At 38.8% G+C, this 22,356-nt stretch carries 12 protein-coding genes, 1 tRNA gene and 1 pseudogene; 1 reads left to right on the plus strand and 13 read right to left on the minus strand.

Annotation, left to right across the window (positions count from 1 at the left end):
* On the minus strand, positions 1-6,100 hold a 6,100-nt coding region (locus tag ABN763_RS17240; protein ID WP_410486748.1), incomplete at its 3' end, for a beta strand repeat-containing protein.
* 475 nt (positions 6,101-6,575) lie between these two features.
* On the opposite strand from ABN763_RS17240, the gene ABN763_RS17245 reads away from it, so the two are divergent.
* On the plus strand, positions 6,576-8,177 hold the full coding sequence (locus tag ABN763_RS17245) for a peptide chain release factor 3 (protein WP_410486749.1): 1,602 nt from the start codon (positions 6,576-6,578) through the stop codon (positions 8,175-8,177).
* Positions 8,178-8,317: 140 nt separating this feature from the next.
* Here ABN763_RS17245 and ABN763_RS17250 read toward each other — a convergent pair whose 3' ends face one another.
* The 12 genes and pseudogenes from ABN763_RS17250 to tuf form a co-directional block, all read right to left on the minus strand.
* Entirely contained in the window at positions 8,318-8,935 is a 618-nt protein-coding gene (locus tag ABN763_RS17250) for a hypothetical protein (protein ID WP_410486750.1), read from the minus strand.
* 16 nt (positions 8,936-8,951) lie between these two features.
* On the minus strand, positions 8,952-9,263 hold the full coding sequence (locus tag ABN763_RS17255; RefSeq protein WP_410486751.1) for a DUF3467 domain-containing protein: 312 nt from the start codon (positions 9,261-9,263) through the stop codon (positions 8,952-8,954).
* A 188-nt stretch (positions 9,264-9,451) separates the two neighbouring features.
* Entirely contained in the window at positions 9,452-13,750 is a 4,299-nt protein-coding gene (gene rpoC, locus ABN763_RS17260) for a DNA-directed RNA polymerase subunit beta' (protein ID WP_410486752.1), read from the minus strand.
* A gap of 77 nt (positions 13,751-13,827) precedes the next feature.
* Positions 13,828-17,637, minus strand: a complete 3,810-nt coding sequence (gene rpoB / locus ABN763_RS17265; RefSeq protein WP_410486753.1) for a DNA-directed RNA polymerase subunit beta — start codon at positions 17,635-17,637, stop codon at positions 13,828-13,830.
* Positions 17,638-17,770: 133 nt separating this feature from the next.
* Positions 17,771-18,148, minus strand: coding sequence for a 50S ribosomal protein L7/L12 (rplL, locus tag ABN763_RS17270; protein ID WP_410486754.1), 378 nt, complete (start codon positions 18,146-18,148; stop codon positions 17,771-17,773).
* A gap of 56 nt (positions 18,149-18,204) precedes the next feature.
* Positions 18,205-18,726 (minus strand): 50S ribosomal protein L10, encoded by a 522-nt coding sequence (gene rplJ / locus ABN763_RS17275; protein ID WP_410486755.1) that lies wholly within the window; start codon positions 18,724-18,726, stop codon positions 18,205-18,207.
* Positions 18,727-18,750: 24 nt separating this feature from the next.
* On the minus strand, positions 18,751-19,440 hold the full coding sequence (gene rplA, locus ABN763_RS17280; RefSeq protein ID WP_410486756.1) for a 50S ribosomal protein L1: 690 nt from the start codon (positions 19,438-19,440) through the stop codon (positions 18,751-18,753).
* An 18-nt stretch (positions 19,441-19,458) separates the two neighbouring features.
* Positions 19,459-19,896: a 50S ribosomal protein L11 gene (rplK, locus tag ABN763_RS17285; RefSeq protein WP_410486757.1), complete on the minus strand. Its 438-nt coding sequence runs from the start codon at positions 19,894-19,896 to the stop codon at positions 19,459-19,461.
* A gap of 73 nt (positions 19,897-19,969) precedes the next feature.
* The gene (gene nusG, locus ABN763_RS17290) at positions 19,970-20,521 is read right to left on the minus strand and encodes a transcription termination/antitermination protein NusG (protein WP_410486758.1); all 552 of its coding nucleotides are present in this window, start codon (positions 20,519-20,521) and stop codon (positions 19,970-19,972) included.
* 130 nt (positions 20,522-20,651) lie between these two features.
* Positions 20,652-20,816, minus strand: a pseudogene (secE, locus tag ABN763_RS17295) (preprotein translocase subunit SecE); the annotation flags it as partial.
* Between the two features lie 46 nt (positions 20,817-20,862).
* A tRNA-Trp gene (locus tag ABN763_RS17300) sits at positions 20,863-20,935 on the minus strand.
* Between the two features lie 111 nt (positions 20,936-21,046).
* Complete coding sequence (gene tuf / locus ABN763_RS17305) at positions 21,047-22,234, minus strand: elongation factor Tu (RefSeq protein WP_410486759.1); 1,188 nt, start codon at positions 22,232-22,234, stop codon at positions 21,047-21,049.
* Positions 22,235-22,356 lie beyond the last annotated feature (122 nt).

Raw genomic sequence — 22,356 nt, forward strand, 5'->3', positions numbered from 1 at the left:
GCTGTACTGCCGTGCCATCCGACGTGGCATAGTCGATCGTAAAACCACCCTGGACCGCTGCATTTGATAACGTAACCGTGAAACTCGCAGTGCCCGCTGCCTCATTCACCGTCACATCATCAATCGATACATTCGCTGTATCATTATCCGTGATCGTAATAATTCCTTGATTATCTGAAACAGTGACCAGTGCATTACTTATTCCGCTAAGGTTAACAAAAAGATTTTCACTGGGCTCAAGAACAACATTATCTACAATAGAAACTACGATACTTTCTGTTTCTCCCGTAGTACCAGCAAACGTCAGGGTACCGCTCGTTGTAGTATAGTCTCCTGGCTGAATCGCGGTATTATCTGCAGTATCGTAATCAATAGTAAAGCCACCCTGTACATCGCCCGTTAAAGAAACGGTTAAGGTGGCGGTACCTGCATCTTCAGCAACAGTGATATCATTAATTACTATAGTTGCATTATCATTATCCTCAATAGTACCTATTCCTCTTGTATCAGATATGGTAACCAGCCCACCTGTTACACCAGATAAATCAACAAAATACGTTTCATCAGGTTCAACGAGATTATCATTATTTATAGTAATCGTAATAATTTCTGTTTCGCCATTTGTACCTGTAAAATTTAGTGTTCCCGAATTAGCGATGTAATCCCCAGGAGCAATTGCTGCATTATTTAGTGATCCATAATTAACACTGAAGGCACTATCCACTGCTCCTGTAAGCGTAACGGTAAAAGTTGCCGTACCATCAGCTTCATTAACGGTTATGTCATTAATAGCTATTGAAGAGCTATCATCATCGTTTATAGTAATTGAACCTTGAGCGTCACTTATCGTTACATTAGTATTTGTTATTCCACTTAAATCAACAACAAAATTCTCCGTCGACTCAGTTACACTATCGTCGATAATTGGCACCACAATTTGTTGCGTTTCTGTATCCGTTCCAGCAAAAGTTAATGTTCCAGATGTAGTTGTATAGTCACCTGGCTGTAAGGCAGATGCATTTGCAGTATCAAAATCCACATCAAAACCTCCTTGAACAGAACCACTAAGCGTTACGGTTAGCGTTGCGTTACCCGCAGTTTCATTTACAGTAACATCATCGATTATTATTGAGGCTGTATCATTATCGGTTATAGTTCCTGTTCCTTGAGCGACACTTATGCCAACCAAAGCATTACTTATCGAGCTTAAGTCCACGTTAAATGTTTCATCAGACTCCAATAAACTATCGTCAATTATTGAAACTGTAATCGTTTCTGTTTCGCCATCGGTTCCAGCAAAATTTAACGTCCCAGAATTCGCTGTATAATCTCCGGGAGCATCTGCGGTATTATTAGCCGTATCAAAATCTACGGTAAACGCTCCCTGCACATCGCCGGTTAATGTAACGGTAAATGTAGCAATACCACTACCAATATTTTCGTCTACAGTTACATTATTGATAGCAATACTTGCTGTATCATTATCGGTAATCGTATATGTTGTGGTAGACTGTGTAGTGGTGTCAGTATTAGCGTCACCAATTACAAGACCTGAGGAAGGATTTGCGAGCGAAAAATTAATCGTCTCCGTAGGTTCTACTAAATTGTCATCAACAACATTAAAAACTGAAGTCGGAATTGTATAGGTCGTTACACCAGCTGGTATGGTAACGGTTGTTGTATTTGTATAATCAGCACCAGATGCACTACCTCCAGAAACTGTTAAATCAATTGTACCCGGAACAGCCAAAGCTGTACTCAATTGAAGGACCGGACTATCAGTAGTACTTTCAACACCTGCATAGGTTGACGAAGCAAACTCAATTACTGATGCTACCAGTTCTATTCTATAATCTTCAACCTCCCCTGCTAGTGTGAATCCATCAGGACCGGTAAGTGTTTCTCCACTATAACGTGCTCTTAAAAAGGTTGTTCCAGTGGTGGCTGAAAGTGGAACTGTATAATTTATAGTGTTTGTTCCTATGGATGCGGCCTGATTTGTTACTATTCGCTCGCCAGCATCAATAAAATCGCCGTCAGCATTTAAGTCAATCCAAATATTCAAAAACCCGGTTGTACCATTTCCTGAAGAGGCAAGTACATCAATGACCAGCGCTTCACCCAATTGAAGAGATTGATCTTGAATTGAAGATCCCCCAATAGTAACCCCATCATCTTCAGCGCCATCTCCATTAGCATCAGCAGACTGTAAGCCATCCGATTCTGAATCCGGAGCTATCGCTCCAAGATATAAATCATCGGTCAATCCATGACGTGCACCATCAGAAGCGAACAATGTTGGATAATCTGGATCTGGAGCGTCACCATAATCCACCGGCCGAACCCCAATTGCTGAAGAAAACTCTGAAGTACTATTACCAATGGTAGCGGTAGCTGTAATTAAAGTCCCAGAGGTAACACCGGATGGCAAGGGTATTGAAAATTCAAATTCGTTTGTATTATCCCCATTACCGTCAGCATCAGCATACACTGATGTTCCGGTTGCGAGATCATCACCACTACCTTCAGTCAAGGTCGCTAAGTATGTTTGTCCTTCACCATAATCCTGTGTAAGTCCAAGTTGATTATCTCCAGCACTTGCTGCTCCTGTTGAAATATCCGAGATGAAAAATTCAATTATTGAACCTGGTCGTGCCCAACCTTTTATCTCTAGCGTAGTAGCATCTACCACAACACGCTCAAATACGGGAAAGTTTAATAAATTGTTTGTTCCTGCATCTCCGTCACCTGTATCATTAATTGTGACACCGTCGACATTATCTGTGTCCGCTCCAGGAAATAGGTCAATTCCAAGAGAAGGGGTTAATGTTCCATTTCCGTAAATTGAATTTTGTGTTATCCAATTACCAGTTGTACCAGAAACTTGTACTCCAGCTCCCGCGTTGTCATAAATTACATTACCGCTAACTGTATTATTTGCTCCATTTAATGAAATACCAAAAATTTCTGATGTAGGTGTGCAACTTGCACTTTGACCAGAGTTCTTAACTGTATTCTGATTAATGGTCACCCCTCCAGGAGCGCCTAAGCCAAGATCGATACCGGTGGCGCCAGTATTTTGAATCAGGTTATTTTCAATTGTAATATTAGATCCATTAAAAACTGTAATACCATCAGCAAAACAATTCACACTCGGATTGACAGTATCTAAAAAATTCCTTGCAATATTTGTATTGGCCGAATTATTTATTCGAATACCTCTATCAACAGCAGATATATAGTTATCGCTAATTACTACGGCATTACTTCCATCAAGCAAAATACCATTAGAGGCACCAACAGCATTACCATTCCCATCAAAACCTATTAAGTTTTCGGCAATTGTTACCGGGTTACCGGTACCAATGGTCGCATTCACTTCTATAGCAACTTGACCATTATTAGATGCTACTGCAATGTTCCGTACTACTACGTCATCAGCACTAGGTCTGATAACAGCACCTGTAGCAGTATCTCCTACAACCGCTACTTCAGGCTGCTCATAGGCTGGTAAGGTTGTTCCAGAAACTCCAACGGTCTCACCCGCAGTAATTGTTCCTGTATTTAAATTGGTAGAATAAGCGGTTTGTGTGCGCCCATCAATATGAGTGTCTGTACCCGTTATCGCCGGCAACTGAGTTACTTGATCAATTATGAAAATTCCACTAGTAAAACCAGCATCAGGAGTTCTTCCCTGAGGATCGGAAGTTGGCGGCATCATGAAAATGGAAACGTCCTCTCCCGCAGCTGGATCGAAAATACTATTTGAAACAATGTCTAATCCTGCATTACCTAATGCATTTGCATTTGTAATAAACTGAGATAATGAACCTTGTCCTGCATCATTAGTATTTACAATGGTATTAAAATTAAATCCGAAATTAACATCTACAAGCCCTTCATTGGTAATGGAAACCTGTGTCACTGATTGCGCTCCAGAAATAATACCTGCAGCGGGATCTGCAGCACCCGGATTAGCTCCACCTACTTCCTGATCTACATCCAATAATGTAGTGTTTCCAACATTATACTCACTGCGATATGTTTGTACCGGTATACATGTTAAACAGGTGTCACCTCCCGTTCTATTGGATCGAACTGTACCATTTACAACCCTAACAGAGTAATTACCATTATCCATCCCAGCAAATACATACTCCCCATTAGTATCGGTTGTAGTAGACTCTCTTAGCAAATTACTACTATCATACAATTCAACAATCGCACCTACAACTGGCGTTGATCCCGAAGCAACATAGTCACGCCCGTTTCCTCCACCATAATTAATATCTTCAAACACCCGACCCGTAATCAGATTCCCTGGCACCTTTACAATTACCACATTCGGCATAATAAAGTCTCCACCAGACTCAACATTCACAGTAACTTCCGAATCCCCGGTACTTATAAAAGAAGATATGTTATAGGTATCTAAATCAAGGCCATAGCTAGTAGTAATATTTACAGTAGAACCGCCCGTGTTATCATAAATAGTTGAATTGTAAGCATTATTTCCTGTTTGCCCTCCATCTCCAGTCAAAGTAGTTGTAGTCAAGTCCTCATTTGTAACAGAAAGTCTTTCGGCTGTGCTACTAATATTTGGATCTCCTTCCCATGAAAGAAAAGTTGCTTTAGCCCCCGAAGTTGCATTGGCAAAAAAGCCGTCTAAAGTATAGCTAGACGAAGAGTTTTGTTCTCCTGCAAAACCCTCGTATAGATTGATAGAAGAAGCGGGTAAAGAAGGATCAGAATAAAATACAATAAGAGCCCAACCTCCTAACACTACCGTACTTGAACAATAAGGATCATTATTGTCGATGGTTAAATCAGAAAAATCCCAAACATTGGTACCTGGATTCACGGTAGCTTGAACAATTGCTGTAACATCTGCTCTTAAACTGAAAAAAGGCAGCGAACCAAAACTAGTCGTATATGCCTGATCAGCATTAACAGTGACCCCCTCAAAAGTAACACTTGTATCTGCAGAAGCTCCCGAATGTGCCCAATATAAAAACGCATTGGTAATAGTTCCGCCCGCGGTAATTAAAGAAGTCAATGTATTACTGGATGAAGCAACAATCGTACAATTATTAACCGTATTTGGATCAGCTCTTAAGGTATTTCCGGTCGACACATAATCAGTATACCCATTAAATGTTCCTTCAAGTTGTAATGGTTGATCAGTAATTAAATCATCGTCTACAATGGTTCCAACCCCGGTTGCATCACCAATGGTTACCGTTGCCCCAACAATATTCGATAAAGTGACATTAAACTGTTCATTTGCACCTTCTAAAAGGGCATCGTCTATAATGGGAACATCAAATGTTACGGTTTGATTTGCAGCACCAGAAAAGCTTAAGGTACCTGAACTGGTTGTATAATCACCTGGAGCAACTGCGCTATTATTCGTTGTAGCATAGTCAACTGTAAAAGGTCCGGTTGCAGCCGTCATACCCATATTGACACTAAAAGTTGCGACACCAGCATCTTCATCAACCGTTACATCATCAATTCTTATATTGGGAGGATTAATAGCACTTATTACAAGATTGTCAATATATCCAAAATCATCACCTTCCCAGTTATTGTTATTATTAAGAATTCTAATGGTGGTATTTGCCGAAATGAAGCTACTAATATCAAAATTACTAACGCTACCACTGTTGGTGTCACTAAATGTAAAAATTGTAGTAAAATTTACCCCATCTGATGACATTTGTACGCTCATTTGCTCACCAGAACCTGAATCAACCGAAATAGTTTCCCAATCAAATGAGAGTGTTGCAGAAGTAGCAGCAGATAAGTTTAAACTCCTACTAGCTCCTTCTCCAAAATAAACAAATCTAAGGGTAAAACGATTTCCGGTAATTCCAACAAAATCACCATTAGGACCAGCGTTCCCGAAGGGGTCTACTTCAATCCAATCTGTACTCCAATTAGCAGTACCATCTTGATTCGAATACGAAACGACATCAAAATTATCCTGAAATGTATCTTGACCAAAACTAGAATAGGTTACACCAAAAAACAGCAGCACCATTAAAATCCGTTTAATGGTAATATCATTCATATTATATGTGAATAAACGCCAGATCATTTGACGTCGATGTTTTTTAAAGTCTCCTTATAAAAACCACTCTCACAATAACAGTCAATGAGGTAAATAGCAATGTAACGTAAGGGTATTACAATTCTATGCCAATAAGTAGAAAACAAAGTAGTTTTACTCATAGTTAGGGGTCAAAGCAGGTTTTAGTCTTGGGGACTTGAAACCTGATACTTTAACATAATCTGTTAAAAATATCAGAATTTAAACCTTGTTGTTAACAAATGTAACGTTTTAGTTAACAATTTAATTAACAGTTTGTAGTATTAACAGCGTTTAATCGATAAAATACACTTTGTTTCGACTAACTAATTGTTAATAACTACATACGTATATATAACAATTTAGGTATTAAAACTCCTACCTGTGAACCAAAATAACTGTGCTTATCTTTAAATATCAGCAATAACCTATCTCCTGAAACATCATATTTATGTACTTTTGCATGCCTTAACAAACATGACCCATGGGCTTTATTGAAGAAATAAACAGAAGAAGGACATTTGGAATTGTATCGCATCCTGACGCGGGAAAGACTACCTTAACTGAAAAGTTATTACTTTTCGGAGGCGCTATTCAAGAAGCGGGAGCGGTTAAATCGAATAAAATTAAGAAGGGGGCGACCAGTGACTTCATGGAAATTGAAAGGCAACGAGGAATTTCTGTTGCTACTTCCGTTTTAGCCTTTGAATATCAAGGAACCAAGATCAATATTTTAGATACTCCCGGTCACAAAGATTTTGCTGAAGATACCTTTAGAACGCTTACCGCTGTAGATAGCGTTATTGTTGTTATTGATGTTGCAAAAGGCGTTGAGGAACAAACTGAGAAATTGGTTCAGGTATGCCGAATGCGCAACATCCCGATGCTTGTTTTCATCAATAAATTAGACCGAGAAGGAAAAGATGCGTTTGAACTATTAGATGAAGTTGAACAAAAATTAGGCTTAAAAGTTACCCCATTAAGCTTTCCTATTGGCATGGGATATGATTTTAAAGGCATTTACAATATATGGGAAAACAATATTAATTTATTTAGTGGCGATAGCCGCAAAAATATTGAGGAGACAGTACAAATATCTAATCTTTCCAGCAAAGAATTAGACGAATTAATTGGAGAAACAAGCGCCGAAACACTTAGAGAAGAGCTAGAATTAGTGGAAGGTATTTATCCAAAATTTGAAAAAGAAGCGTATCAAAACGGCACACTACAACCTGTATTTTTCGGCTCTGCCTTAAACAATTTTGGTGTACGTGAATTATTAGACTGTTTTGTTGAAATAGCACCAAAACCTAGACCGAAACAAAGCGAAGAACGCCTTGTAGAACCGGAAGAGAAAAACTTTAGCGGGTTTGTATTTAAAATACATGCGAATATGGACCCAAAACATCGTGATCGACTAGCATTTGTAAAAATCGTTTCAGGAGAATTTAAACGTAATGTACCTTACCTGCATGTACGGCACAACAAGAAATTAAAATTTAGTAGTCCCAACGCATTTTTTGCTGAGAAAAAAGAAATTGTCGATGTCTCTTACCCCGGTGATATTGTGGGTTTGCACGACACCGGCAACTTTAAAATAGGTGATACACTAACCGAAGGTGAGAACATAAATTTTAAAGGAATACCTAGTTTTTCACCCGAACATTTCAGATATATTAATAATGCCGACCCGATGAAATCGAAACAACTTTTTAAGGGAATCGATCAGTTAATGGATGAAGGTGTGGCACAATTATTTACGCTAGAAATGAACGGAAGGAAAGTAATCGGTACCGTTGGAGCACTTCAGTATGAAGTAATACAATACAGACTAGAGCATGAATACGGCGCAAAATGCACTTATGAAAATTTAAATGTTTATAAGGCGTGTTGGGTTGAAGCTGAGGATGAAAAAAACGAAGAATTTGCAGAATTTAAACGAGTTAAATCAAAATTTTTAGCAAAAGACAAGCAAGATCAACTGGTATTCTTGGCGGACTCCCCTTTTTCACTTCAAATGACCCAACAAAAGTATCCAAGTGTAAAATTACATTTCACTTCTGAATTTAGGGAAAAACTAAAATAAGCCGATTTAAGGCATTTTCTAGAAACCAGCTAAGGAATTACACTACTAAAAATTTTTCATTAAAAATATCTAGCTTCTAGAAAGGTACAGTTTTTATTGTTATTATTAAAAACTATTTTGTTTAAGTAATTTAATAGTTTTTAATTATTAACATGCCTTTCAATCTTGATCCCAGTTTTCACTTTTTCTAATCGGGTCCAAACGAGATCTGGTTTGCTCTTTGGAGAGACCAAAGCAATTATATGTGATTTGTTCTCCTTTTTATTAGATATTACTTCAATATCCATTTTAAGCAACAATCGGCGGCCATCATTAAAAGTATCGAAGAAAACGACATTAGCATCATACTTTGTACTAAACTTATTTTTTGATTTTGTGTGCTTTAGATTGACTTCGATTTCTTCATAGTCAATATCAAACTTTTTAGAAGAAGCTACTGCTTTGCAAAGCCCTTTATAATATGCAACCAATAACGCTTTCAAATCCTTCTCTAAGAATTTAGGATTATCTTGTATTTCAATTAGAAAAACATAGGTAAAATAGGTTTCAGCATCAACATTGAACATTCCAGGTGCAAAACGGAGTTCTTCAAAACCCTTATGTGCTATTTGAGAAGCAAATGGTAGGGGTAAATCAATACGTTCAAAACGCCAATTTTCAGGCCCCAATAAATAAGTAGGTTTCTCCTGATCTTGTTGAGACAGAATAGCATTTAAACTAAACAGTAGGAAGATTATTAAAAACAATTGCCTTCTCATGAGATAATGGTTCAATTTACGCCTCACCAGTAGGCCCAAAGTTTAAAGGGATTGGAGGCTGCTCATAATCTTTGATCGAGCCATGAGCCTTTTCAAATCTGCTAACATTGTCACTCAACGCCTTCATTAATCGCTTAGCATGTTGCGGAGTAAGAATGATACGCGACTTTACCTTTGCCTTTGGTGCTCCTGGCATCATACTAATAAAGTCAACCACAAACTCAGAAACCGAGTGATTGATAATCGCCAGGTTACTATATGTACCTTCAGCCATTTTTTCGTCTAATTCTATGTTGATTTGCTGCTCTTTTTTATGTTGATCGCTCATTATGTTTCTTTTTAATGTTCGAAAATACAATTTTTATGAAGGTTATTAAACAGAGATTCCAAGAGAAATTACAAAGGCTCACAGAGGATTCAGCTCTTATCTTCTGATAAAAAAAGGAATAAAAAAATGCCCTGACGTTTCCGACAGGGCACTTACTATATTTCGAAATAAATTGTATTTAGGACTACTTAGAAGTTTAGTTCTTCCTTACGAGCCATAATCTCATCGTATTCCTCTTTCGACCCTACAATGATATTATCATAATCACGCATACCGGTACCGGCTGGTATCTTATGGCCAACAATTACATTTTCTTTCAATCCTTCAAGCGTATCAACCTTACCACTTACCGCTGCCTCATTCAATACCTTAGTAGTTTCCTGGAAGGAAGCTGCTGATATAAACGATTTCGTTTGAAGCGATGCTCTGGTAATACCTTGCAATATTGGTGTAGCAGTCGCAGGTTGCGCATCTCTTGCTACTACCAAGTTCTTATCTTCCCGACGTAAGATCGAATTTTCATCTCTTAGTTCACGAGAAGTAATGATCTGACCTGCTTTCAAGTTTTCTGAATCACCAGCGTCTTCTACAACTTTCTTACCAAAAATGGCATCATTTTCTTCAATAAAGTCATATTTGTGTACTAGTTGATTTTCTAAGAAAATAGTATCTCCCTGATCCTGAATCTTCACTTTACGCATCATTTGACGTACTACAACTTCAAAGTGCTTATCGTTAATTTTTACACCTTGCAGTCGGTACACTTCCTGAACCTCGTTTACTAAGTATTGCTGTACAGCCGATGGCCCCTTGATATTCAAGATATCTTCAGGAGTAATTGATCCATCTGATAACGGCATACCTGCACGTACATAATCATTTTCTTGTACAAGAATTTGATTAGAAAGTTTCACCAAGTACTTCTTAATTTCACCTAGTTTGCTTTCAACAATAATTTCACGGTTACCACGCTTAATTTTACCAAATGACACAACACCATCAATTTCACTTACAACAGCTGGATTTGATGGGTTACGCGCTTCGAAAAGCTCAGTAACTCGAGGAAGACCACCCGTAATATCACCCGCTTTAGCAGACTTACGAGGAATCTTAACCAATACCTTACCTTCTTTAATTTTCTCGCCATCATCAACCATTATGTGCGCACCAACCGGAAGGTTGTACGAACGTAAGGTCTCTCCTTTTGAGTCTTGAATTAATAAAGTTGGTATTAATTTCTTATTTCTAGATTCCGAAATCACCTTTTCTTGGAAACCAGTCTGCTCATCGATCTCGATCTGGTATGTGATACCTTGCTCGATATTTTCGTAAGCAATTTTACCTGGGAATTCTGAGATGATTACCCCGTTATATGGATCCCACTGACAAACAACATCTCCCTTTTTCAAGGTCTGTCCATCTTTTACAAAAATGGTAGAACCATAAGGCACATTGTTTGTACTTAATGTAATTCCTGTTTTCTTATCAATTAATCTTGCCTCAGTTGTACGAGAGATCACTACATCAATCTCATTTCCTTCAGCATCCTGGCTTTTAACTGTTTTCAGTTCGTCAATTTCTAACTTACCATCAAACTTAACAGCCAATTTATTCTCTTCAGAAATGTTACCTGCAATACCACCCACATGGAAGGTACGGAGTGTTAACTGTGTACCAGGCTCACCAATTGACTGAGCCGCTACAACACCTACAGCCTCACCACGTTGTACCATTTTACCGGTAGCCAGGTTACGGCCATAACATTTAGCACAGATACCTTTCTTCGCTTCACATGTTAATGGCGAACGCACTTCAAGGCTTTCAATAGGACTCTCGTTTAATTTTTTAACGACATCCTCTTTGATTTCCTCTCCAGCAGATACTAACAACTCTTCATTAAGCGGATTGTATACATCGTGTAATGAAATACGACCAAGTACACGCTCACCTAGTGATTCAACAACTTCGTCATTTTTCTTTAATGGTTCTACAACAACACCGCGCAGTGTATGACAGTCATCGATATTAATAATAACATCTTGAGATACATCTACCAAACGACGTGTTAGGTAACCCGCATCCGCAGTTTTAAGTGCGGTATCTGCAAGACCTTTACGTGCACCGTGTGTAGAGATAAAGTATTCAAGAATCGATAGTCCTTCTTTAAAGTTAGAAAGAATCGGGTTTTCAATAATTTCACCACCACCGGCAGTCGATTTTTTAGGCTTAGCCATCAAACCACGCATACCTGTAAGCTGGCGAATCTGCTCTTTCGATCCACGTGCTCCTGAATCAAGCATCATGAACACCGAGTTAAATCCTTGCTGATCTTCACTAATACGCTTCATTGACAATTCAGTCAAGTTCGCATTGGTTGAAGTCCAGATATCAATAACCTGATTATATCGTTCGTTATTGGTAATAAGACCCATGTTATAGTTGGTAATAATTCCACCAACCTGATCATTAGCCTCATCGATCATTTTTTGCTTTTCTGGAGGAATAATAATATCACCTAAACTAAATGATAATCCACCTCTAAATGCAAACCCGTACCCTAGTGCTTTTATCTCATCTAAAAACGCAGCGGTTGTAGGAACATCAGTTGCTTTTAAAACATCACCGATGATATCACGAAGTGCCTTTTTAGTCAATACCTTGTTAATGAAACCTGCAGCTTCAGGTACTTTTTCGTTGAAAAGTACACGACCTACAGTCGTTTCAATAATTTGAGGTACTAACTCACCTTCTTCATTAAAATCTTTTGCACGTATTTTAATACCTGCATTCAATTCAACTACACCTTCGTTGTAAGCCATAGTCACCTCTTCATCAGAATAGAAAGTAAGGCCTTCACCTTTCACTTTGTATTCTTTAGTTGACTTTTTAAGTTTGGTCATGTAGTACAGACCTAATACCATATCCTGAGATGGTACCGTAATTGGCGAACCATTTGCTGGGTTTAAGATATTGTGTGATGCAAGCATTAAAAGCTGCGCTTCTAAGATTGCTTCTGGACCTAGTGGCAAGTGCACCGCCATCTGATCACCATCAAAATCCGCATTAAATGCCGTACATACTAATGGATGCAATTGGATTGCTTTACCCTCAATAAGCTTCGGCTGGAATGCCTGGATACCTAAACGGTGAAGCGTAGGAGCACGGTTTAGTAATACTGGATGTCCTTTAAGAACATTCTCCAAGATATCCCAAACTACCGGCTCTTTTCTATCTATAATTTTCTTTGCAGATTTTACAGTTTTTACAATTCCGCGCTCAATTAGTTTTCTAATGATAAACGGCTTGTAAAGCTCTGCTGCCATGTCTTTTGGCAGTCCGCATTCGAATAACTTTAATTCTGGCCCTACAACAATTACAGAACGTGCAGAGTAATCAACACGCTTACCAAGTAAGTTTTGACGAAAACGACCTTGCTTACCTTTTAATGAATCTGATAATGATTTAAGTGGACGGTTAGAATCAGTTTTTACGGCTGATGCTTTGCGCGTATTATCGAATAAAGAATCTACAGATTCTTGAAGCATACGCTTTTCGTTACGCAAAATCACCTCTGGTGCTTTAATCTCTACTAAACGCTTTAAACGATTGTTTCGAATGATCACACGACGATATAAATCGTTCAAATCAGAGGTTGCAAAACGACCACCATCTAACGGCACTAACGGACGTAATTCTGGCGGAATTACAGGCACTACTTTCATGATCATCCACTCTGGGCGGTTCTCACGGTTTAGATTAGCCTCACGTAACGACTCAACAACCTGAAGACGCTTTAAAGCCTCTGTTTTACGTTGCTTAGAAGTTTCTGTGTTTGCTTTATGACGTAATTGGAATGATAACTCATCAAGATCAATACGCTGTAATAATTCAATCAAACATTCAGCACCCATTTTGGCGATGAACTTGTTAGGATCTGAATCTTCTAAATATTGATTCTCCTGAGGAATTGTTTCAAGAATGTTCAAGTATTCTTCCTCAGTTAAGAAATCCATTTTTTGTAATGGCTCTCCTTCTTCATTTTTAGCAATACCTGCTTGAATTACTACATAACGCTCGTAGTAAATGATCATATCTAATTTCTTAGATGGTAATCCTAAAAGGTATCCTATTTTGTTAGGTAACGAACGGAAGTACCAAATGTGTGCCACCGGCACAACAAGGTTAATATGACCTACGCGATCACGACGTACTTTCTTTTCAGTTACTTCTACACCACAACGATCACAAACGATCCCCTTATAACGAATACGCTTATACTTACCACAAGCACATTCGTAATCCTTCACAGGACCGAAAATACGCTCACAGAAAAGTCCGTCACGCTCTGGTTTGTGCGTACGATAGTTAATCGTTTCCGGTTTTAGCACCTCACCTCTCGATTCCGCTAAAATAGCTTCAGGAGATGCTAATCCGATTGAGATCTTGTCAAATCTTTTTGGTGTATTCTTATCTTTATTTCTAGCCATGATATATGGTGATATAAATTTTTAATGTGATTAAACCACACTTCGACTACGCTTAGTGTGATACTCCATGTACGTGCTTACTCTTCTAGTCTGATATCTAAACCAAGACCTTTAAGTTCGTGCATTAGTACGTTAAATGATTCTGGTAAACCAGGTTCTGGCATTGCCTCGCCTTTTACAATACTTTCGTATGTTTTGGCACGACCAATAACATCATCCGATTTAACAGTTAAGATCTCACGTAATGTGCTCGACGCTCCGTAGGCTTCAAGAGCCCAAACTTCCATCTCACCAAAACGCTGACCACCAAACTGTGCTTTACCACCTAATGGTTGTTGCGTAATTAAGGAGTATGGTCCGATAGAACGTGCGTGCATCTTATCATCAACCATGTGACCTAATTTTAACATATAGATCACACCAACTGTTGCAGGTTGGTCAAAACGATCACCAGTACCACCATCATATAAATAGGTGTGACCAAATCGTGGAATACCAGCTTCATCAGTCAATTCGTTGATCTCGTCAAGTGAAGCACCATCAAAAATTGGAGTAGCGAACTTCTTACCAATTTTTTGACCTGCCCAACCTAATACGGTTTCATAAATCTGACCAATGTTCATACGTGATGGTACCCCTAATGGGTTCAACACGATATCAACCGGAGTACCATCTTCTAAGAATGGCATATCTTCCTGACGTACGATACGAGCAACAATACCTTTGTTACCGTGACGACCCGCCATTTTATCTCCTACTTTTAGTTTTCTCTTTTTAGCGATATACACTTTTGCAAGCTTGATGATTCCTGAAGGAAGTTCATCACCCACTGAAATGGTAAACTTGTCGCGACGTAATGCACCTTGAAGATCGTTTTCTTTGATCTTGTAGTTGTGAATTAAATCGGCTACCAATTCGTTTGCATCACTATCAGTAGTCCATACACCACCTGTTAGGTGATTATAGTCGTCTACTGCGTTCAGCATTTTTAAGGTAAATTTCTTTCCTTTCGGAAGAATTTCTTCGCCTAAATCATTTTGAACACCTTGACATGTTTTTCCGTTAACGATGCTAAACAACTTATCAATAAGTGTATTACGTAGCTCGTTAAACTTAGAATTATATGCCATATCAAGCGCTGCAATATCTTCCTTATCTTGAGCTCGCTTGCGCTTGTCTTTAATTGCTCTTTCAAACAATTTTTTATCGATTACAACACCACGTAATGAAGGAGAAGCTTTTAACGAAGCATCTTTTACATCACCAGCTTTATCTCCAAAGATCGCACGAAGTAATTTTTCTTCCGGTGTAGGATCGGATTCACCCTTAGGAGTAATCTTACCTATTAAGATATCACCAGGTTTTACCTCGGCACCAATACGAATCATACCATGCTCATCAAGGTCTTTTGTTGCCTCTTCAGAAACGTTTGGTATGTCATTGGTCAACTCTTCATTACCTAATTTGGTATCTCTAACTTCTAACGAATATTCATCAATATGAATAGAAGTAAAGATGTCATCGCGAACCACTTTTTCAGAGATCACAATCGCATCCTCAAAGTTATATCCTTTCCAAGGCATAAATGCTACTTTCATGTTACGACCCAATGCTAGTTCACCAGCTTGTGTCGCATACCCTTCACATAATACTTGACCTTTTTTCACCTTGTCACCTTTAGCAACAATCGGCTTTAAGTTAATCGAAGTACCTTGGTTTGTTTTTCTAAACTTGATTAAGTTGTAGCTCTTGCTATCGCCATCGAAGCTTACTAACTGCTCACGATCACTACGGTTGTAGTTAATAGTGATCATATTAGCATCTACATACTCAACAACACCATCGCCTTCAGCATTGATCAATACTCTAGAATCTGACGCTACCTGTCTTTCAAGGCCAGTACCTACAATTGGGGAATCAGGACGTAATAACGGAACGGCCTGACGCATCATGTTCGATCCCATCAATGCACGGTTCGCATCATCATGCTCTAAGAACGGAATTAACGAAGCCGAAATAGAAGCGATCTGGTTAGGAGCCACATCTGTATAATGTACTTCAGACGGATCTACCACTGGGAAGTCACCTTCTTCACGTGCAATTACGCGATCAGCATCTATTTTACCTTTTTCATTTAGAGGAATATTCGCTTGCGCGATTCGTTTTCCTTCTTCCTCTTCAGCACTTAAATACTTATATTCCGCAGTATTAACAACACCATCTTTTACTTCGCGATATGGTGTCTCTAAGAATCCCATTGAGTTTACCTTCGCAAACACTCCAAGTGAGGATATCAAACCAATATTTGGACCTTCAGGAGTTTCAATAGGACAAAGTCTACCGTAGTGTGTATAGTGTACGTCACGTACCTCAAAACCAGCACGCTCACGAGATAAACCACCCGGACCAAGAGCCGATAAACGGCGCTTATGAGTAATCTCTGCTAGTGGATTTGTTTGATCCATAAACTGAGATAGCTGGTTGGTACCAAAGAACGAATTGATTACAGACGAAAGTGTCTTCGCATTAATCAAGTCGATTGGAGTAAATACCTCGTTATCGCGAACGTTCATACGCTCACGAATAGTGCGCGCCATACGTGCAAGACCAACACCAAATTGTGATGAAAGTTGCTCACCAACAGTACGTACACGACGGTTAGATAAGTGATCGATATCATCAATCTCCGCTTTAGAGTTGATTAATTCGATCAAATACTTTACGATCGTAATAATATCAAGTTTCGTTAGCACTTGCTTATCCATTCCAATATCAAGTCCTAACTTTTTGTTCATTCTGTATCGACCTACCTCACCTAAATTGTAACGCTGATCAGAGAAGAATAACTTGTCGATTATTCCACGAGCAGTTTCTTCATCTGGTGGTTCAGCATTACGAAGCTGACGGTAAATATGCTCTACCGCTTCTTTTTCAGAGTTGGTAGGATCTTTTTGCAAGGTGTTATAAATAATTGCGTAATCACCTTGTTGTGAGTTTTCTTTATGAAGAAGGATGATCTTAACATCAGCATCGACGATTTCATCAACATGTTCCTTCTCTAAAACAGTATCACGATCAAGAACGATCTCATTACGTTCAATCGATACTACTTCTCCTGTATCTTCATCAACGAAATCTTCATGCCATGTTTTCAATACACGAGCAGCTAATCGTCGACCAAGCACTTTCTTGAGTCCACTTTTTGAAACTTTCACCTCTTCTGCAAGGTCAAAAATTTCAAGAATATCTTTATCGCGCTCGAAACCGATTGCACGGAAAAGTGTTGTTACAGGTAATTTTTTCTTACGATCAATATACGCATACATTACGCTATTGATGTCTGTTGCAAATTCAATCCATGATCCTTTAAATGGGATAACACGGGCAGAATACAACTTGGTTCCATTGGCGTGGAATGACTGACCAAAGAATACACCCGGAGATCGGTGCAACTGAGATACTACCACACGCTCTGCACCATTGATCACAAAGGTACCAGAAGGTGTCATATAAGGTATTACACCAAGATACACATCTTGTACGATCGTCTCAAAATCTTCATGTTCAGGATCAGTACAGTATAATTTTAGGCGTGATTTAAGTGGCACACTATAGGTTAATCCCCTTTCAATACACTCTTGAATAGTATAGCGAGGCGGATCAACAAAATAGTCAATAAATTCGAGGACGAATTGGTTACGGGTGTCCGTAATTGGGAAGTTCTCCATGAAGGTATTATAAAGACCTTCATTACCTCTCTGTTCAGATTTAGTTTCTAATTGGAAGAAATCCTGAAACGATTTGATCTGAATGTCAAGAAAATCCGGGTAAGCCGGCGTGTTCTTGGCTGAGGCGAAGTTTACTCTTTCAGTCTGATTTTTGAACATCAATGGACAATATTTTGATTACAATGAAAAAAATGCCGTACAAGAAACGTTCTTATACGTAAAAGGGTTTAGGCCTTATCCCGATTGTCGTCGAGAAAAGGCCTAAACCAAAATCTATTGGCGTTGGCCGAGCTTACTTAAGCTCAACCTCTGCTCCTGCTTCTTCTAAAGAAGACTTAAGTCCTTCTGCTTCGTCTTTAGCAACACCTTCCTTAATTGGAGATGGAGCATTATCAACTAAACCTTTTGCATCTTTAAGACCTAAACCAGTAAGTTCTTTAACTAGCTTTACTACAGCTAATTTAGAAGCACCAGCGGCTTTAAGGATTACGTCGAATTCAGTTTTCTCTTCAGCAGCTTCACCACCAGCAGCAGCGCCACCAGCAGCAACAGCTACAGCCGCAGCTGCAGGCTCGATACCGTACTCTTCTTTTAAAATATCAGCTAACTCATTAACTTCTTTTACTGTCAAGTTAACTAACTGTTCTGCAAAATCTTTTAAATCTGCCATTTCTATCGTTTTTGTAATTTTTAAAATATAATTTAATCTAAGTGCGTACTATTTTATTAACCCTCTTTTTCAGATAAGGTCTTAAGAATACCTGAAAGCTTGCTACCACTACCTTTAAGTGCAGAGATAACATTTTTAGCAGGCGATTGAAGTAAGGTAATAACTTCTCCAATCAACTCTTCTTTAGACTTAATTTCTACAAGGGTATCAAGTTGGTCGTCACCAACAAAAATTGCTTCTTCTACGAAAGCACCTTTTAATAAAGGCTTTTCTGATTTTTTACGAAATGTTTTAATCACTTTCGCAGGCGCATTACCTACTTCCGATAACATTAAAGAAGTATTTCCTTTTAATGTTTCTGGTAAGTTGCCAAAATCTTTGTCAGAAGCTTCCATTGCTTTTGCAAGCAAGGTGTTTTTAACTACGGCTAACTTTACATTAGCTTTAAAACATGCACGACGTAATTTTGAAGTCGTGTCTGCATCTAATCCTGAAATATCTGCTAAATAGATATTCGCATTATCAGCTAACTGCGCAGTTAAGTCATTAATTACTTGTGATTTTTCTTCTCTTGTCATGATTACTAAATCTTAAACTACCAATTAAACTGTTTTAGGATCAATCGCGATACCTGGACTCATTGTACTAGACATGAATATACTTTTAATGTAAGTACCTTTTGCTGTAGAAGGTTTTAGCTTCACTAAAGTTGATAACAACTCGTGCGCGTTACCTGCAATTTTATCAGCACTAAACGAAGCCTTAGCAATTGAAGCATGTACAATACCAGTTTTATCAACTTTAAAGTCAATTTTACCAGCCTTAACTTCTTTTACTGCTTTAGCCACATCCATAGTAACAGTACCAGTCTTTGGGTTCGGCATTAAACCACGAGGACCTAACACTCTACCTAAAGGACCTAATTTACCCATTACACTAGGCATGGTGATAATTACGTCAACATCTGTCCAACCACCTTTAATTTTAGTTAGATACTCATCAAGGCCAACATAGTCAGCGCCTGCTTCTTTAGCATCTGCTTCTTTATCAGGTGTTACTAATGCAAGTACTTTTACATCCTTACCGGTACCATGTGGTAATGTTACCACACCACGCACCATTTGATTTGCTTTACGCGGATCAACTCCTAAACGCACAGCGACATCAACAGAAGCATCGAACTTTACATTGGTGATTTCTTTAACCAAAGCGGAAGCATCTTCGACAGAATACAACGTATTTTTATCAACTTTTGCTCTGGCTTCTTTTTGTTTCTTTGTTAATCTTGCCATTGTCTTTTCTTTTCTAGATTAAAAAGGTTTAGGACCTGAAACTTTAAGTCCCATTGATCTTGCTGTACCGGCAACCATGCTCATAGCAGACTCGATAGTAAAGGCATTTAAATCTGCCATTTTATCTTCTGCAATTGCTTTCACTTGGTCCCAGCTTACGCTAGCTACCTTTTTTCGGTTTGGTTCGCCAGATCCTTTTTTAATCTTAGCTGCTTCCATTAGCTGAACTGCTGCAGGGGCTGTTTTGATTACAAATTCAAATGATTTGTCTTTGTAAACGGTGATCACAACCGGAAGTACTTTTCCCGGTTTGTCCTGAGTTCTAGCATTGAACTGCTTACAGAACTCCATAATGTTCACACCAGCAGCACCTAAAGCGGGTCCAACCGGTGGCGACGGATTCGCAGCACCTCCCCGAACTTGTAATTTAACTACTTTGTCAACTTCTTTTGCCATTTTACTAAATTTAGATTGGTATGCCCCTCATATTTGGAAGCTAGAGCGACCTACCTATATAACTATGTAACAATTATATTTTTTCTACTTGCATGTAGCTAAGCTCAAGCGGTGTCTTACGACCAAAAATCTTCACCATCACTTCTAACTTGCGCTTCTCTTCATTAATTTTTTCAACCGTACCATTAAATCCATTGAATGGCCCATCAATTACCTTAACAGTTTCGCCCATTACAAATGGTATTGCAACGCTATCAGTTTGTACAGCTAACTCATCAACTTTACCTAACATACGGTTTACCTCTGATTGTCTTAATGGTACAGGATCACCGCCTTTTGTTTCCCCTAAGAAACCAATAACATTAGTAATAGACTTGATAATATGAGGAATTTCACCACTCAAATTAGCCTTAATCATAATGTATCCAGGAAAATAAGTACGCTCCTTATTCACCTTTTTACCATTACGTATTTGCACCACCTTCTCAGTTGGCACTAGCACCTCTTCAACAAAATCACCCAAACCTAAGCGTGTGATTTCATTTTCGATATAACTTTTTATCTTATTTTCTTGCCCGCTAACTGCTCGAACAACATACCATTTTTTAACACCTACCTCTGCCATCTTCTTACTTCTTTTTTGTGGTTTGTGTTGCTATAACAAAAGCAATGATTGCGAGAATGATCACATTTCTAATATGGGATCCTGTAATCTCAACATCTCCGTTAATAAACGCTTCGATCAAACCACCACTAATCAAATCACCAAACGCCATATCTACAATCCAAACGAATAACGAGAAGATGATTGAAAAAACAGCTACAACCACTGTTAAACGTTGCGCCTCAGCCCATGGGGTCCATGTAACATTGTTTTTCAACTCTTCAAACGATTCTTTTATATATGTAATCACGCTCATTAGTTCAATACTATTATTTTGTTATGCTTTGATAGCCTAGCTATAGCACGGGTTGAGAGGCTCGAACTCCCGACACCTGGTTTTGGAGACCAGTGCTCTACCAACTGAGCTAAACCCGTAAATAAGGTTGGAATCTAAAGAGAAACCAACCCAACTTTATTTACTTAGAAAGGCATCCCGATTTTACATCGGGACACCTTACTTTATACACTCAATCTCTTAACGAGATATTAGTCTAGAATTTCAGTTACCTGACCAGCACCTACAGTTCTACCACCTTCACGGATAGCAAAACGTAGACCAACATTCATTGCAATTGGCTGTATAAGCTCAACAGTAATTGTTAAGTTATCACCAGGCATTACCATTTCAACACCGCTTGGAAGCGCAATGTTTCCAGTCACGTCAGTAGTACGTACGTAGAACTGAGGACGGTAGTTGTTATGGAATGGAGTGTGACGTCCACCTTCTTCTTTTTTAAGGATATAAACCTCTGCTTTAAACTTAGCATGAGGAGTTACAGAACCGGGCTTAGTGATTACCATACCACGAGAGATATCAGTTTTTTCAATACCTCTTAATAAGATACCAACGTTATCTCCAGCCTCACCTCTATCAAGAATCTTACGGAACATCTCAACACCAGTAATAGTAGAAGTTAACTTCTCAGCACCCATACCGATAATCTCAACAGGGTCACCTGTGTTAGCTACACCAGTCTCGATACGACCAGTTGCTACTGTACCACGACCTGTAATAGAGAATACGTCTTCAATTGGCATTAAGAAATCTTTATCAACATCACGCTTAGGAAGCTCGATCCAAGTATCTACAGCATCCATAAGTTCTTTTACAGTATCAACCCACTTTCCTTCACCATTTAAAGCACCAAGCGCAGAACCAGAAATAACAGGACCGTTGTCTCCGTCATATTCGTAGAAGCTTAAAAGCTCACGAACTTCCATTTCCACAAGCTCTAAAAGCTCTTCATCATCAACCATGTCAACTTTGTTCAAGAAAACAACGATACGTGGAATACCTACCTGACGACCAAGAAGGATGTGCTCACGTGTTTGTGGCATAGGACCATCAGTAGCAGCAACTACTAAGATAGCACCATCCATTTGAGCAGCACCAGTTACCATGTTCTTTACGTAATCCGCGTGACCTGGACAGTCAACGTGCGCGTAGTGACGGTTCGCAGTTTGATACTCAACGTGAGACGTATTAATAGTAATACCTCTTTCTTTTTCTTCAGGAGCGTTATCAATCTGATCGAAGTCTCTCACCTCAGATAGACCAGCATCTGCTAATACCTTAGTAATAGCGGCAGTTAAAGTAGTTTTACCGTGATCTACGTGTCCAATAGTACCAATATTAAGGTGCGGTTTGGAACGATCAAAAGTTTCCTTTGCCATGATTTTAAATTATTTAATCTTAGTTAAAATATATTAGTGTTCTTAATTTACTAATCGTTGTTGCCAGACTAAGCAATTATCAGAAACGACAATTGAGGGTAGCCTGAACCCTCGTCACCCGC

This window comes from Spongiivirga sp. MCCC 1A20706 (assembly GCF_046524175.1).
Classification (GTDB): Bacteria; Bacteroidota; Bacteroidia; order Flavobacteriales; family Flavobacteriaceae; genus Spongiivirga.